Below are 14281 nucleotides of genomic sequence, written 5' to 3'. Positions count from 1 at the left end.
GATATATTTATATCTTCGTAATAACCCAAACGCATCACGCAGGCCATGACCCTGACCATTTCCGAATTGGAGGCGGTGCTGTTGGTGGCGGAAACGCTCAACTTCCGCATGGCCGCCGAACGCGTGCCGATTTCGCAGCCGGCGCTCAGCCGGCGCGTACAGGCGGCGGAACAGAAGCTCGGCGCCAGGCTGTTCGACCGTGACAAGCATGGCGTGGCGCTGACCTCCGCTGGCGCGGAACTGGTGCCTATTGCGATGCGGATGCTGTCGGAGTTCCGCGACTCGCTTAGCGATCTGTCCGAATTCATCGCGGGCCGTCGCGGCAGCATCAACATCTGGGCCCTTCCCTCCGTCGCCTCCGCACTGCTGCCCGCGGCGACGCGCACTTTCCAGAAGTCGCACCCGCAGGTACGCCTGAACATCCACGCGGTTTCCGCGCGCCAGATCACGCAGGCCGTATCGGAAGGCAATGCCGACATCGGCATCTCCATCGAGATCCCCGACCAGCCGGCCAGCGTGCAATTCACGCAACTGCTGAAAGAGAACTTCGTGCTGATCTGCCCTATCGGCGACCCGCTGGCGCAACGCAAGCGCGTGGATTGGAGCGTTTTTGCCGACCGGCCTTACGTTGCGAGCGGGCCCACCAGCAGCATCCGCCAGGTCACCGACCAGATCCTGGCAGCCTCCGGCCGGCTGCCGGAAATGAACTACGTGTCCGACAATATTTCGGTAGTAGGCGCAATGGTGGCTGCCGGCGTGGGCATAGCGGCAGTGCCGCAACTGGCCCTGCGCCTGATGGATACCACGCGCCTGTGCAGCGTGGCGCTGCACTCGCCCGCCGCGTCACGGAACATCGGCATCTTGCTCAAGCGCCAACGATCCCTGTCGGCGGCGGCGCAACGCTTCCTGGACACCTTGCGGCAGACGGATCCGGGTTAGGAGCGCGACGCCAGCGGGCTCTGCCCCCCGGTTCCGACCGGGTTCAAACGATCCGCAATCTCGCGCTGCACACGCCACAGATGGACGCGCATGCTTTGCTCGGCCGCATCCGGCGATCGACTCGCAATGGCTTCCGCGATTGCGCGGTGTTCCTGGTCACGCATCTGTATGCGCTCTCGCGTGGTTTGCGTCGTGGCGGGAATATGCAGGCGCTGGTCCGCGCCGACGTGGCGCAAGAACGCATAGAGACTTGCAGCCAGTTGGTTCCCGGAGCTGTCCGCCAGCAATTTGTGGAATGCGATATCCCCGGTCGAGCGCGCTACCCCTGACGGCGTTGTGGCGGCTTCCAGGATTTTGGCGATCTGCACCGGCGAGGCCCGGATTGCGGCCAATCGCGCGATTGCCGGCTCCAGCACCATACGCAGTTCGATCACCTCGAGCGCATTCGTCTCCTGGACCACGACATCGCCTTTGAGAATGGGCGGATCGTTGCGGCGGATGACGGGCCGCGGCAACTCCGATGCCTCGCGCATCTTGTCCAGGGCAAGGCGCAAACGATGACGGTTGACGTCCAGTTGCCCGGCGAGAACCCGCTCGGAAGGTAGTTCTTCTCCTTTGCCCAACAGCGCTCGGATCTGCGTAATCAGCCTGCGTATGTCATTGGAAACCTCGGGTTGGCGGGTGCGTGCCATTGTTCCCTCGCGTCATGTTTTCGCAACCATCTTAGATTTGAAAATGGTTGATTCGCAATAAAAATAAACAACCGGTTGAGAATTTTGATAAACGGATTATTTTCCATAATCCATTGTTTTATATGTGTTTTTTATTATTCAAAAGCCCAACAATCCGAGCACTTAGGGGTTTTCCATATCGAACCACAAATACCGTTTACACAACCATTGGTTGTTATTAGATTTGTTCCGCCATGTGGTTAATCAATAACTTTCAAGGGGAACATGTATGCACGGAACCCGTCCCGTCAGCGGCACTCGCGAAGCGGATTTGTTGGCCATGTATGAGCAGATCGAGCGGAGATCCATGTTTCCGTTCTGGGCCCGCGAGAACGAGGCGCACGACGACATCAAACAGCTCGTCAGCGGCCCCAAGGCCGTGCCCTTCCGCTGGTCGTACAAAGAGGACATCCAGCCCCTGCTTGCCGAATCGGCGCGGCTGATCTCGACCGAAAACACCGACCGGCGCTCGTTGATCCTGGTCAATCCGGGCCTGGCCCCTCGCCGCGCGACGGTGTCGACCCTCTACACCGCGTACCGTCAGAACGATCCGAACGAGATCATGCCTCCGCACTCGCACACCGCGAGCGCCATCCGCTTTGGCCTGACGGGCCAGCAGAACTTTACCGGCGTGGAGGGTGAAGACATCACTTTCCTGCCTGGCGACATGGTGCTCACGCCGCGCGACACCTGGCACAACCATGGCAATCTCGGCAACGAGCCCGCCATCAACCTATCAGTGCTTGACTACCCGCTGGTCGAAAACCTCAACGCGCTGAGCTTCAAACACGACTACCAGGAGAACGGCGAAATCGTGCGCAAGCAGAGCGCCCGCTTCCAGACCGAGTATTCGCGCACAGTCTATGGCGTGGGAGGCCTGACACCCCGATTTGTCGACCATCGGCGCGGCGGCGGCGACTCATCGCCCATGTTCGTGTATCGCTACGACGCCATGCGAGAGCTGCTCTACCGCTTTCGGGATTGGGACGAATCTCCGCACGAAGGCTTGCTCGTTGAATATACGCATCCGTTGCGGGGCGGCCCGGTGTACCGCACGATGACCTTTTTCATGCAGATGGTCCGCCCCGGAGAGCGGACTCTGCCGCTGAAGCAGACGGCCAATCTCCTGGTCGCTCCGTTTTCCGGACGAGGCGCGATGACGATCGGCGAAGAGAGCTTCCCGCTCGAGCCCTTCGATACCGTGGCCGTGCCCAGCGACACCTGGGTCCAATACCGCAATGACCACACCGAACCATTGATCCTCTTCATCGCCAGCGACGAGCCGGCACTGCGCGCAATGGGGCTTTTCCATCAGTGGGGCCGCACCGCGCAGGGCGATCTCATTGAGTTGGTCTGAGGAGACCGGTCTTGGCTAAAGCTTGGAATACCTCGTTGGTGGCTCATGTGGACTGCGAGGGCGGCGGGCAGGTCTGGGTGGAAGGGAACACGATGTTCGTGTCCCATATGCGGCCGCCCTATGGCACCTCCATCTATGACGTGGCGGATCCCCGGCGGCCTCGGCTGCTGGCCTCGCTCGAGGTGCCGATGGGATGGCATTCGCACAAGGTGCGCGCGAAGGACGGCCTGATGATCGTCAACTACGAAAAGTTCCGTGTTGGCGCGGACGACTTCGGCGGCGGACTGGGCATCTACGATGTGAGCCGTCCGGACCGGCCCCGCCTCATCAAGCACTGGAAGACGGGGACGGAGGGCGGAGGCGTGCATCGCTACGACTTCGATGGCCGCTATGCCTACATTTCGCCCACGGCCCCCGGCTTCGTCGGCAACATCGTGAAGATCCTGGACCTGCAGGAACCGTCGCGTCCCGAAGAGGTGGGAAGCTGGTGGATTCCAGGCCAGAACATGCAGGCCGGCGAACACTATCCGTGGGACAACTATGTTCCGCCTCGCTGCCATCACCCGCTACGCATGGGAAATCGGCTGTACGTGTCCTACTGGCACCACGGCATGTTCATCCTGGACATCGAGGACCTGTCTCGCCCCAAGCTGGTATCGCAATTCAACACGGGGCCGGCGCATCCCCATCCGACACACACGGCCCTGCCGATACCCATGCTGCTGAAAGGCCGGCAGATCCTGGTCGTCGCCGATGAAGACGTCGCCAAGCTGCGTCCTTCCCCACCGGCCTTTACCTGGCTGTTCGACATCACCGATGAACGCCAGCCCATTCCCGTCTCGACGTTCCAGGTCGATGGCGTCGACCCGGACGGCACTCCCAAAGAGCCTATGTCAGGCTGTCACCAGCCCGCAGAGCGCTTCACGGGCAGCGTCCTGCCCTTTGCCTGGTTCGCGCGCGGCTTGCGCCTGGTCGACATCAGCGACCCTTTCAGGCCCAGAGAGGTCGGCTACTACGAGCCCGACACGCCGGCCGGCTTCGAGCGGGTCTCATCGAACGACGTCACGACCGACTCGCGCGGCCTGCTCTATCTGCTGGACAGGCAGCGCGGGCTGGACATCATCGAAAGCTCTGTCTACGGAAACTGAAATGGCATATCTACAACAAGCCTTCGGCAAGAAGAATCCCAACCTTCCCTTCCATCCGGCCGTGCGTGCGGGCGACTTCGTCTTCGTGTCCGGGCAGGTCGCCAAGGACGAGAACGGCGTCATGCAGGAAGGGACCATCGAACAGCTGACACGCAGCACTATCGAAGCCATGCGCCGCGCCTTGCAAAGCGCGGGCTGCGACCTGGCGGACGTCGTCAAGGTCACGACTTACCTGGAAGACGCGCGCGACTTCGGCCGCTACAACGGCGTCTTCAAGGAGTACTTCCCGGACGGCATGCTGGCGCGCACCACGGTGGAGGCGCGCGCCGTCATCGACACCAAGATCGAGATCGAATGCATGGCCTACAAGCCGCTTTGACCACAAACACACGACAAACACACTCAAGGGAGTTGCATCATGTTGGAAGTTCTTGGCCGCGCCACGTCCGGCAATGTTCAGAAAGTGCTGTTCCTGCTCGAGGAGCTGAAGGTCCCTTACCTGCGCAAGGACTACGGCAAGACGTTCGAAGGAACGACGCTCACCGGGGAATACAAGGCCATCAACCCCACGCAGAAGGTGCCGACGCTGCGCGACGGCGACCTCCATATCTGGGAATCGCACACGATCCTGCGTTACATCGCCAACACGCACGAAGCCGAAACCCTGTATCCCGCCAATCCGGCGGCCCGCAGCCAGGTCGAGCGCTGGATGGACTGGACTTTGGCATCGCTGAACGTCGCATACCTGGCGGGTTTCAAGGAAGCCAAGCTTCCTCCCGAAGAGCTGACCGAGGCTGCGACGAAACTGCTGGGCGCGGAGCTATCACTGCTCGATGGCCACCTCGCAGGCAAGACCTGGGTGGCGGGCGACAAGATTTCCCTGGCCGATATCTGCCTGGCTCCGCTGGTCCGGCGCTGCCTGAAGTTCCCGCACGCCAAACCCGAATTGCCCAACCTGAAGGCATGGATGAAACGGATCGAGGACAGGCCGGCCTTTGTCACGGCCGTCGCGGCCGGTTGAGGTCGGCCATGGAGACCGGCATGCACAAACCGCCAGACGACTCCCAGATCCGCGCGCGCGGACTGACTGTCGACTTCGACACCCGCGCCGGACGCGTGCGGGTGCTCAACGACATTGACGTGGACATCGCGAAGGGATCCTTCACCTCCATCATCGGCCCGTCCGGCTGCGGCAAGAGCACCCTGTTGAAAGTCTTTGCCGGATTGGTGCCGCCCACCGGCGGCGACGTCCGCGTGGCCGGCGTGCCCCCCACGGAAGCTGTGCGCCAGCGCCGCGTGGGCATGGTCTTCCAGGAAGCCGCGCTCATGCCCTGGCGCACGGCGCTCGAGAATGTCTGCTCGCTGATGCACCTGGTGCATGCCCGGCCCAGGCAGGAAATTCTCCAGCGCGGCCGCGAAATGCTGCGGCTGGTCGGGCTGGAGTATGCGGCCGACCGCTATCCCAAGCAGCTGTCCGGCGGCATGCGCCAACGGGTTTCCATCGCGCGGGCCTTGGCCCTGGATCCCGAGGTACTGATGATGGACGAACCGTTCGGCGCGCTGGACGCCATCACTCGCGAAACCATGAGCGACTTCCTGCTGGACATCTGGGAGCGCACCGGCAAGACCATTGTCTTCGTCACCCATTCCATCGACGAAGCCGTTTACCTCTCGGACCGGGTCTATGTCATGGCCACCAACCCCGCTCGCATCGTCGACTGCCTGCCGGTCGCGCTGCCGGGCCCGCGCAGCGAGGCCACGTTCGCCAAGCCCGAGTTTCACGAGAAGTCGTATCAGCTTCGCCAACTGCTCAAGACCGGCCACGCCCAGGGGAGCACATCATGACGGCGGGTAGCACCATGAAAGCCAAAGCGCAGTCGCAAGTCCCTGTCGTTCCCCGGTTGCCGGGAAAGATCCGTCACGCGCTCGGCTCGGCCACGCCCAGCATCGTGCTCGTGCTGATCATCCTGGCCGCCTGGGAGGCCTGTGTCCGCATTCTGCAAGTGCCCGCGTTTGTCGTGCCCGCGCCGACGGACATCGCGGCCGTTCTGGCGGAACGGCAGGCGGAACTCTTCCAGGCCTCGCTCGTCACGGGCGCAGAGATCCTGTACGGCTTCCTGTATTCGTGCGTCGTGGGCATCGCGATTGCGCTCCTGGTCGACCGCTATGCCTGGTTCGGCCGCGCGAGCTATCCGCTGATCGTGCTGTTCCAGAACGTGCCGAAGATCGCCCTGGCGCCGCTGCTGATTCTCTGGTTCGGGTACGACCTGCTCCCGAAGATCGCCCTGATCGTGATCATGGCCTTCTTCCCGGTCACGCTCAACATGTTGGTCGGCCTGCGGTCGGCGGATGCCAACCTGGTCGCGCTGCTCAGGTCCATCGGCGCGACGCCCAACCAGATACTGCGCCAGGTGAAGATCCCCGCTTCGCTACCCGCTCTGATGGCGGGGATGAAAGTGGCCATCACGCTGAGCGTCATCGGGGCGATCGTAGGGGAATTCGTAGGCGCTTCGGCCGGACTGGGCTACATGATCCAGTTCGCATCCAGCCAGATGGAAACAGCGTTGGTATTCGCCGCCCTGGTCCAGATTTCGGTGCTCGGCGTCTTTTTCTACTACGTCATCGAATTGATCGAATACAGGTTTTTGGGTTGGGCCACTCACTAAATCGAATCAACAAGGGGAAAAACATGAGATCGAGTTGGAGATTCAGCGCGCTCTTCGGAGTGCTGGCACTGTTCAGCGGCGCCGTCCACGCCAAGGACGCAGTCACCGTGCAACTGGACTGGGTCGTGCGCGGCAATCATGCGCCCTTCTTCGTCGCCAAGGAGAAAGGCTATTTCGCAGACCAGGGCATCGATGTGACGGCGATCCGCAAGGGAACCGGCTCCACCGACGCGCTGCGGCTGGTGGCCAACGGGAACGCCGACTTCGGCTTCTCCGACCTGCCTACCCTGATGGTCGGGAGATCGCAGGGCGTGGCCAACTCGGCGCTGCTGGCGGTCAACCAGAAGACGCCGCTGGCAATCATATCGCTGAAGAAAAACTTCGACCTGCAGAACGCCAAGCAACTGAAGGACGCCAACATTGGCGTGCATCCCAGCGGTTCGACCTACATCTTCCTGAAGGCCGCGCTGGCCAAGAACGGCCTGGCGCTCGCCGACATCAAGCAGTCGACGGTGTCGCCGCCCTACGAAAACCTGTTGCTGCTGAACCGCGTGAACGTGGTACCGGGCTATATCGACGCCGAGGTTCCCGAACTGGAACACAAGGCAGGAGGGCCGGGCTCCCTGTCCATCCTGCACGGCGAGGATCTGGGCATCCAGAGCTACGGCTCGGGCGTCTTCACGTCGGACAAGAATATTGCTCAGCGCCCGGATCTCGTGCAGAGGTTCGTGACGGCCTACGCCAAGGCCTTTGCCGACGTGATCCAGAACCCGGAAGCGGCCGCCGACACGCTGATCAAGAACAACCCCGAGTACAAGGGCAAGAAAGACATGCTGGTGGCACAGTTGCGCGCAGATCTGGACTTTACGTTCTTCAGCGACCACACCCGGACGCACGGCATCGGCTGGATCGATCCGGCCCTGTGGCGCTCATCCGCGACGCTCTTCAAGGAGCAAGGCGCGCTGTCGCCTTCCTTCGACGACACCCAGGGCTTCGACACGCGCTTCCTTGAAAAAGCGCAAGCTCTGAAGCAGTGAGGCGACAACATGGCAGGAAAAACTCATAAGACCGCCTCGGGCGATGTCCAGCTGCCCGCCAACAACGGCGTCTACTATGGCGGCGGCTGGCACGCCCCCCTCAGCGAACGCTGGATCGACATCGCGGCGCCCGGAACGGGCGAACGGCTGATGGCCGTGGCTGATGCTGGCGCCGAAGACGTGGCGCGCGCGGCCGGCGCGGCGCGCGCCGGAGCCCTTGCATGGCGCCGTACGGCCCCGCTGGCCCGGGCCGCCATCTTGCGCAAGATGGCCCAGCGCTTGCGGGACAACGCAAGGGAGCTGGCGCTCCTGGATGCGTTGGACTGCGGCAATCCGGTATCCGAGATGGGTTCCGATGTCATGGTTGCCGCGGCGCTGCTGGATTTCTTCGCAGGCCTCGTGACGGAACTCAAGGGCGACACCATCCCGATGGGACACGACGCGCTGGACTACACCGAGCGGGAGCCCGTCGGCGTCGTGGCGCGCATCGTTGCGTACAACCATCCGCTGCTGTTCGCCATGGGCAAGCTGGCCGCCCCGCTGGCTGCGGGAAATGCAGTGATCATCAAGCCGCCGGTGCAGGCGCCCTTGTCTGCCTTGCGTTGTGCGGAACTGATCGGAGATCTCTTGCCTCCGGGCGTCTTTTCGCTGATCCCGGGCGGCGCCGACGCCGGGGCCGCGCTGGCCGCCAGCCCCGACGTCGACATGATCGGCCTGGTGGGCAGCATTCCCACCGGGCGCAGGGTGATGCAGGCCGCGGCGTCGCGGCTCAAGCCCGTGGCGCTGGAACTGGGCGGCAAGAACCCGTTTATCGCCTGCCCGGACGTCGACCCCGCGCTGGCGGCGCGCGCGATCGTCGATGGCATGAACTTCACGTGGTGCGGGCAATCTTGCGGGTCCACCAGCCGGGCCTTCGTGCACCGTTCCATCTATGACGAAGTCTGCGCCAAAGTGGCGCTGGCTTGCGCCGCGTTCGTGCCGGGAGACCCGACCGACCCCGCCACCACCATGGGCGCAATGATCAGCCGCGAACACCGCGACCGCGTCAAGCAGGCGATCGACGCCGCCGTGGCGCAAGGCGCCCGCCTGATCGCGGGCGGCGGCATTCCGCGCGCCGGCGTCCCCGCAGGCGGCTTCTATCTGGAACCGACCGTCTTTGCGGACGTGGCCGCCACCTCGCCATTGGCCACCGAGGAGTTCTTCGGTCCCGTGCTGGCGCTCATTCCGTGGGACGACGAGCAAGAGATGCTGGCAGCGGTGCACAGCCTGGACGTCGGCCTGACCGCCGCTATCTGGACGGCGGACCTTGCGCGCGCCCACAGGCTCGCCCGCGAAATCGATGCGGGATTCATCTGGATCAACGAAGTCGGCAAGCACTTTCTTGGCGCACCGTATGGCGGGGTCAAGCAATCAGGCATCGGCCGCGATGAGTGCATCGGCGAGATGATCTCGTTTACCCGGGAAAAGAATGTCCACATCAACTTCAGGCCAGTGAGCCCGACATGAAGGCGGAATACGACTACATCATCGTTGGCGCAGGCTCCGCAGGCTGCGTGCTGGCCAATCGTTTGAGCAAGGACCCGGCAGTCTCGGTGCTGGTCATCGAAGCGGGCCCCTGGGACCGAGACCCGCTCATCCACATCCCGCTGGGATGGGGCAAGATCCTGCAGCAACGCCTGCATGACTGGGGTTACGACGCCGAGCCTGCCCCGCACGCCGATGGCCGGGCTATCGAATGCGCGCGCGGCAAGGTTGTAGGCGGAAGTTCGTCGACCAATGCGATGGCGTTCGTGCGCGGCCATCCCAAGGATTACGCGCGCTGGGCGCGGCATTACGATCTGCCCGAGTGGCGCTTCGAGGAAGTCCTGCCCTACTTCCGCCGCCTGGAGGACTGGGAGGACGGACACTCCGGCGACCGTGGCGCGGGCGGCCCCTTGCGGGTGCAGCGCTGCCGCTACCAGGACCCGCTGCTCGACGCCTTCTCCACGGCCGCCCGCCAGGCCGGGCACCCCTGGCTCGACGACTACAACGCCTCGCCGGCAGGCGGCTTCTCGCGCCTGCAGATGTCGATCCGGCGCGGACGCCGATGCAGCGCCGCGACGGCCTACTTGCGCCCCGCGCTGCGGCGTCCCAACCTGACCGTGGTCACGTCGGCGCATGTTCTTGGCCTGGACTTCGACGGCAGCCGCGCAGTCGGCTTGCGTTTTACCAGACAGGGCCGCACCACGGCCGTCAGGGCGCGCCATGAGGTGATTCTTGCCGCAGGCGCCATCAACACGCCCGCGATCCTGATGCATTCAGGGATCGGCCCCGCTCAGACATTGCGCGATGCCGGCATACGCATCAGGCAGGAACGCGCCGGGGTAGGTGAAAACCTGCAGGACCATATCTCCGTCATCGTCACCGCACGCCGCCGCGAACCGGGCCCATTCGTGCATGGCATGCGCCTGGACCGCATCGGCGTCTCCATGGCGCGCGCCTATCTGGGCGGCGGGGGCTTTGCCGGCGACGTTCCAGGCGGCATAGTGGGATTTGTGCAGCCAGACGGCGGGGATACGCCGGACCTGCAGTTTCTCCTGACTGCCGCGCCGTTCAACGCTCATCCCTGGTTCAATCCGGTGCGCAAGCCTTTCGCCGACGGCTTTGCCGTCCGAACGGTGTTGCTGCACCCCCATAGCCGCGGCAAGATCACCGTCGCCAGTGCGGACCCGTTGGCGCCACCCCGGATCAACCAGAACTTTCTGGCGAGCGACGCAGACCGGGTCAGGGTACGCGAGTCGGTGCGTATCGCGCGGACCTTGCTGGACCAGCCCGCGCTTGGCGATTACGTCGCCACCGAGCTTGCGCCGGGCGGCGGCGTAATCGATGACGCCGCTATCGACGCATTCGTCCGAAAGACTGCCATCACGGTTCACCACCCCGGCGGCACGTGCAGAATGGGAGCCGAAAGCGACCCGATGGCAGTCGTCGACAGCCGTATGCGCTGCATCGGCGTTCCAGGCCTGCGCATCGTCGATGCCTCGATCATGCCGGACCTGACCTCGGGCAACATCAACGCGCCCGTACTCATGCTGGCGGAGCGCGCCTCGGACTGGATACTGGAGGAGGCGCGCTGATGCGGCTTTCATTGCAACGTCATCGCTGTGTCAGCCTGCTGCCGCTGGCGCATACCGCCCACCAGCGGCTGGACGATTTCTTTTCCGTCGAGTACTGCAGCCGCGCCGATGAGCTTCCCGCCGACACGGCCGCGCTGATCGTCGGCGGTGCAAGCCTCTCATCGCTGCAAACAGGGCTGCCGGAGCGGATTCAGTCCGTGACCGTGGTGGGCAGCGATGCAGTGCCACCGCAGTTCGTGGAACAGATGAAGGCCAGGCGCGTACTGGTAACCTGGCCACGGGTCGCCGGCGCCGAAGACGAGCAAGAAGCAATGGAGATCTGTCACGACGTGATGGCGGCCTTTGGATTCGGCCGCATGGGGTCGCGGCCGCGCAACGTAGTCAACGATGTTTTGCTTTGCGATTGCTGTTGACTGCGTATTCCCATGAAAGACCTGGCGCCGGCAGAAGGAGGTTCTGCCGGCGCCATCATCCACCTTAGAAAGTCATCCTGAAACCCGCGGTCGCGGTGACGACATGGCTGCCGGAGAAATCCGAGTCCGCGTCGATCTGGCCGTAGATCGCATAGCGTTCCCCCCAGCCGTAATTCACGCCCGCCCCCACGCTGCCCCAGGTTCGAGCCATGCGACTGGCGACCTGCGTGTCGGCCACGCGTACACGCGTTCCGTCCAGGAATTCATGTTTCACGTTGACGACGCCATAGACGCTGGACTCACGCTTTACACCGGCCGTTTGCCAATTGCTCTTGTAATCCAGCGCAATGCCAAGGCGGCCCAGCAGGCTGTCGCCCTTGTCGCTTTCGACGCGCGCGCCGAATCTGTCGTTGAAGCGGTCGAAGCGGGTCGATACGTATGTCAGCTGCGCCTGCGGAATCAGGGCGAACCCCTCGCTCAGACCGAACGCCTTGCCTGCCTCGATACCCAGCCCATAGCTCTGGGCCTTCTGGCCGCCTTTCAGTTTTCCTGCCAGCCGTGAATTGAGGTCGCTGTCGAACCAGGTCGCCTGAGCCTGGGCATCGATATAGACGCCATTCTTGCCATACCAGGTCAAAGTTGGCGTCAGGCCATAGGCAGTGGTGTCGATGGTGCCGTCGCCATACACCGACGACACACGCGTGTCGGCCTTGCCGTAGTAAAAGGCCAGGCCGCCCACCAGACGGGAGCCCTCTTCCTGGCCCGCCAGGATACGGTCAACGCCGAATTGCGCTTTCCAGCTATCGATGTCCTGGCGCGCGCCCGTAGTCGACGCCGCGGGATCGAGCCGGCCCGTCGAGCCCTCCACGCGGCTCCATACGCCGTTGCGGCCGGCGTCCGCCGGATCATAGAGGCGATTGCCGACCCGCTGGCGCAGGGTAGGCAGCTGGCTCAGGTGTAGCAGCGTATTGGCATAGGCCTCATAGACCGGCACGCCGGGCTGATAGAGCAAGGGCGGCTCGGCGCCCGGCGTACCGCCGCCGGGCGAGGGTGTGCCAGGATCGGTCGGCGTAGTGCCCGGGTCCGTCGGGGTAGTGCCTGGATCCGTCGGGGTAGTGCCGGGATCCGTGGGAGTGGTGCCGGGATTGGTCAGGGACGACCGCAAGTACCAGCCGCCGTCGGCCGAATCCTGTTGCAGCACATAGCCATAGGCGCCGGCCACCAAGGCCGGACGCCCCCCGATGACGTAGTCGCCGTTGGCCAGATCGAATCTTCCCGCCGACAGGCCATGGACCTGTACCACCTGGATGCCCCGTTGGGTCTGCGCGCCGGCGCCTCCCATGTTCTTCACCGTGACCGGTGTGGTGCCAGCGCTGTCGCCCGTGATCACCAGCTTGTCCGTCGGCGAATCATCGGCGCCAAGCTGCGTGCGAATTTCCAGATTGCCGCCCTGCGCCGCATAGTCGCCCGCGATCGTGAGGGTGCCGAAGCCACTGCGCGGACCCGGTGCGATCGTGCCCTGGTTGACCGTTGCGCCTACGCGTCCCGTGCCGGTCAGCCGTGCTGCCACAAGCACATTCACCGGGCCGCCCAGGACGCCATCCACCTGCAGCGTCCCAGCTTGAATGTCAGTGGTTCCCGTGAACGCCGCGCTATTGCCTGACAGAGTCAGCGTACCGGCGCCCTGCTTGTTCAAGCGCGACGTCCCCGAGAACGCGGTAGAAACGCCCACGTCGTGGCCGTTCGTATCAAACCAGGCGCCACCACTGCCCACGGCCTGCGTGGCGAAACCGTTCAGGAAATTATCCTCGTCACGATTGGCCCGCAGGATGCCGCCGTCCAGGTTGAAGGTGCCGTCGCCCGCGCCCTTGATGACGGAGCCGGTCTCCAACACGCCGCGGCCGCTGGCATCGCCGGTCAGGTTCAGCGTGCCGGTGGAAGTGCCGGCAGGGGCAAGCCACGTGTTGCGGGCGGCGACCGCAACCCCGCCCTTGGCGATGGTCAGCGTGCCCGTGCCTTCCGCACCTATTTCGATGCGGTCGCTGGCGGTGAGCGTGGAGATATCGGCCGTCGCGCTCGATACGGTCACCGTGCCGACGCTGCCCGCGCTCTTGCCGATGTAAACCGCTGCCGCGGCGCCTGGCCCGCCCGAGCCGACGGTGCTGACGCTGGCTCCATCCAGGACGCGCAAGTCGCCAGTTCCTTCGAAACCCACGTATATATTGTTCAGCGGGTCCCAGACCGCCTTCGGGCCCGATACCGTAACGCTCCCTTCGCCGCCGACGTTCCAGCCGATGATCGCCTGACCGCTGTGCACGACGCCGTTGTCGATCTGCAGCGTGCCCTTGCCGCCCGTGCCGATCTCGAACGCGCCGATGGTGTTGAGATTCCAGGTGGACCCCGCCCCGGAAACAAGAACGTTCCCGACGCTGCCATTGTCGACGCCGATTCTGGCCGAGTCGCTTTGCGCCACGCCGCCGTCCAGGATACTCAGCGTGCCGATGCTGCCGGCCTCGCCCCCGATCAGCACCGGGCTGGCGCTGGTCCAGGTGGACGCCGTCCCATTGCCGTCGCGGCCCTTCACCGTCACGGCGCCTGGAGCGCCATTAAAAATTCCAACGTTGGCCCAGTCATTTTCTACGGAACCGCCCGCATCGATGACCAGCTCCCCGGCCAGGGTATCTCCGACCGTCAGATCGCCCCCGACATTCCAATGCGGCGTCTGGACGGGCCCCGGCAAGACCTGGCCAGTGACGGAGACCGATTGGGCATTTGCGGGACTGGCGAAGTTCGCCGCGTAGACAACGAGGGCAGCCGACTTCAGCCATCCCGTGCGCGAGCAATTCCTGGCGACCATGAACAATCCTTTCTGAG

13 protein-coding genes are annotated in these 14281 nt (G+C 63.9%); 11 read left to right on the top strand and 2 right to left on the bottom strand.

The genetic code is table 11. The features are described 5' to 3' along the window. Positions 1-45: 45 nt before the first annotated feature. On the top strand, positions 46-939 hold the full coding sequence (locus tag IB268_RS29640; RefSeq protein ID WP_192355236.1) for a LysR family transcriptional regulator: 894 nt from the start codon (positions 46-48) through the stop codon (positions 937-939). Here the strand turns inward: IB268_RS29640 and IB268_RS29635 are convergent. After that, positions 936-1631 carry a FadR/GntR family transcriptional regulator gene (locus tag IB268_RS29635; protein ID WP_119449540.1) on the bottom strand — a complete coding sequence of 232 codons (696 nt, stop codon included), beginning with the start codon at positions 1629-1631 and terminating at the stop codon, positions 936-938. The genes IB268_RS29640 and IB268_RS29635 overlap by 4 nt on opposite strands. A 268-nt stretch (positions 1632-1899) precedes the next feature. On the opposite strand from IB268_RS29635, the gene IB268_RS29630 reads away from it, so the two are divergent. The 10 genes from IB268_RS29630 to IB268_RS29585 are packed head-to-tail and all read left to right on the top strand — an operon-like array spanning position 1900 to position 11407. Next, positions 1900-3027, top strand: a complete 1128-nt coding sequence (locus tag IB268_RS29630; RefSeq protein ID WP_192355235.1) for a cupin domain-containing protein — start codon at positions 1900-1902, stop codon at positions 3025-3027. A gap of 11 nt (positions 3028-3038) precedes the next feature. Then, positions 3039-4175: an LVIVD repeat-containing protein gene (locus IB268_RS29625; protein WP_054451246.1), complete on the top strand. Its 1137-nt coding sequence runs from the start codon at positions 3039-3041 to the stop codon at positions 4173-4175. Position 4176: 1 nt separating this feature from the next. Then, a complete protein-coding gene (locus IB268_RS29620) occupies positions 4177-4554 on the top strand; it encodes a RidA family protein (RefSeq protein WP_054451245.1) in 378 nt (125 codons plus the stop codon). Positions 4555-4593: 39 nt separating this feature from the next. After that, positions 4594-5196 carry a glutathione S-transferase family protein gene (locus IB268_RS29615; RefSeq protein ID WP_192355234.1) on the top strand — a complete coding sequence of 201 codons (603 nt, stop codon included), beginning with the start codon at positions 4594-4596 and terminating at the stop codon, positions 5194-5196. 20 nt (positions 5197-5216) lie between these two features. Next, the gene (locus IB268_RS29610; RefSeq protein ID WP_225590541.1) at positions 5217-6020 is read left to right on the top strand and encodes an ABC transporter ATP-binding protein; all 804 of its coding nucleotides are present in this window, start codon (positions 5217-5219) and stop codon (positions 6018-6020) included. 14 nt (positions 6021-6034) lie between these two features. Further along, positions 6035-6841, top strand: coding sequence for an ABC transporter permease (locus IB268_RS29605; protein WP_192355233.1), 807 nt, complete (start codon positions 6035-6037; stop codon positions 6839-6841). Between the two features lie 23 nt (positions 6842-6864). Next, the gene (locus tag IB268_RS29600; RefSeq protein WP_054451241.1) at positions 6865-7878 is read left to right on the top strand and encodes an ABC transporter substrate-binding protein; all 1014 of its coding nucleotides are present in this window, start codon (positions 6865-6867) and stop codon (positions 7876-7878) included. 9 nt (positions 7879-7887) lie between these two features. Continuing rightward, entirely contained in the window at positions 7888-9384 is a 1497-nt protein-coding gene (locus IB268_RS29595; RefSeq protein ID WP_054451240.1) for an aldehyde dehydrogenase family protein, read from the top strand. Then, the gene (locus IB268_RS29590) at positions 9381-10994 is read left to right on the top strand and encodes a GMC family oxidoreductase (protein WP_175161872.1); all 1614 of its coding nucleotides are present in this window, start codon (positions 9381-9383) and stop codon (positions 10992-10994) included. The genes IB268_RS29595 and IB268_RS29590 overlap by 4 nt, the downstream gene beginning before the upstream one ends. Next, entirely contained in the window at positions 10994-11407 is a 414-nt protein-coding gene (locus IB268_RS29585) for a hypothetical protein (protein ID WP_119449536.1), read from the top strand. The genes IB268_RS29590 and IB268_RS29585 overlap by 1 nt, the downstream gene beginning before the upstream one ends. Before the next feature lie 64 nt (positions 11408-11471). Here the strand turns inward: IB268_RS29585 and IB268_RS29580 are convergent, their stop codons facing one another. Beyond that, a complete protein-coding gene (locus IB268_RS29580; protein ID WP_192355232.1) occupies positions 11472-14264 on the bottom strand; it encodes an autotransporter outer membrane beta-barrel domain-containing protein in 2793 nt (930 codons plus the stop codon). Positions 14265-14281 lie beyond the last annotated feature (17 nt).

The sequence above is a fragment of the Achromobacter sp. ACM01 genome (assembly GCF_014851745.1).
Classification (GTDB): domain Bacteria; phylum Pseudomonadota; class Gammaproteobacteria; order Burkholderiales; family Burkholderiaceae_B; genus Achromobacter; species Achromobacter aegrifaciens.
Note: the sequence above shows the minus strand (reverse complement) of the source record. Positions and strands in the feature narration are given on the sequence as shown.

Excerpts from the sequence above, each read along its gene's own strand:
- IB268_RS29640 (WP_192355236.1), top strand. The coding sequence starts at position 46 with ATGACCCTGACCATTTCCGAATTGGAGGCGGTGCTGTTGGTGGCGGAA.
- IB268_RS29635 (WP_119449540.1), bottom strand. The coding sequence starts at position 1,631 with ATGGCACGCACCCGCCAACCCGAGGTTTCCAATGACATACGCAGGCTG.
- IB268_RS29630 (WP_192355235.1), top strand. The coding sequence starts at position 1,900 with ATGCACGGAACCCGTCCCGTCAGCGGCACTCGCGAAGCGGATTTGTTG.
- IB268_RS29620 (WP_054451245.1), top strand. The coding sequence starts at position 4,177 with ATGGCATATCTACAACAAGCCTTCGGCAAGAAGAATCCCAACCTTCCC.
- IB268_RS29615 (WP_192355234.1), top strand. The coding sequence starts at position 4,594 with ATGTTGGAAGTTCTTGGCCGCGCCACGTCCGGCAATGTTCAGAAAGTG.
- IB268_RS29610 (WP_225590541.1), top strand. The coding sequence starts at position 5,217 with ATGCACAAACCGCCAGACGACTCCCAGATCCGCGCGCGCGGACTGACT.
- IB268_RS29605 (WP_192355233.1), top strand. The coding sequence starts at position 6,035 with ATGAAAGCCAAAGCGCAGTCGCAAGTCCCTGTCGTTCCCCGGTTGCCG.
- IB268_RS29600 (WP_054451241.1), top strand. The coding sequence starts at position 6,865 with ATGAGATCGAGTTGGAGATTCAGCGCGCTCTTCGGAGTGCTGGCACTG.
- IB268_RS29595 (WP_054451240.1), top strand. The coding sequence starts at position 7,888 with ATGGCAGGAAAAACTCATAAGACCGCCTCGGGCGATGTCCAGCTGCCC.
- IB268_RS29590 (WP_175161872.1), top strand. The coding sequence starts at position 9,381 with ATGAAGGCGGAATACGACTACATCATCGTTGGCGCAGGCTCCGCAGGC.
- IB268_RS29585 (WP_119449536.1), top strand. The coding sequence starts at position 10,994 with ATGCGGCTTTCATTGCAACGTCATCGCTGTGTCAGCCTGCTGCCGCTG.
- IB268_RS29580 (WP_192355232.1), bottom strand. The coding sequence starts at position 14,264 with ATGGTCGCCAGGAATTGCTCGCGCACGGGATGGCTGAAGTCGGCTGCC.